Source organism: Polynucleobacter sp. Latsch14-2, assembly GCF_018881925.1.
GTDB lineage: Bacteria > Pseudomonadota > Gammaproteobacteria > Burkholderiales > Burkholderiaceae > Polynucleobacter.
This window is the reverse complement of sequence record NZ_JACVPL010000045.1, coordinates 1-261: the sequence shown is the minus strand read 5'-3', so window position 1 is coordinate 261 and position 261 is coordinate 1. Positions and strand designations below refer to the sequence as shown.

The 261-nt window shown below is 42.1% G+C and carries 1 protein-coding gene; it reads left to right on the top strand.

Annotated features, from left to right (window positions below; all coding sequences use genetic code 11):
• Nucleotides 1-261 (top strand): response regulator transcription factor (locus tag ICN46_RS12210; protein ID WP_370625551.1); only part of this gene is annotated, 261 nt, incomplete at both ends.

Below are 261 nucleotides of genomic sequence, written 5' to 3'. Positions count from 1 at the left end.
TATGGCTACAGCTAGAAATAGTGCTGAAGCCAGGGTCGCTGGATATGAATCTGGCGCTGATATTTATTTAACCAAACCTTTTTCTAGTGCTGAGTTATTGGCTGCAATCGGTAGTCTTGCAAGAAGATTTTCTACTCAAAAAATGACGTATCAAGCGCATCTTCATTTGCCGACAAGCACTTTGGTTGGCAAGCACGCTATAGATCTAAATAAGAATGAGCTTGCAATTCTCAAGGGATTGGCAGAAGCGCCGTCTCAAAA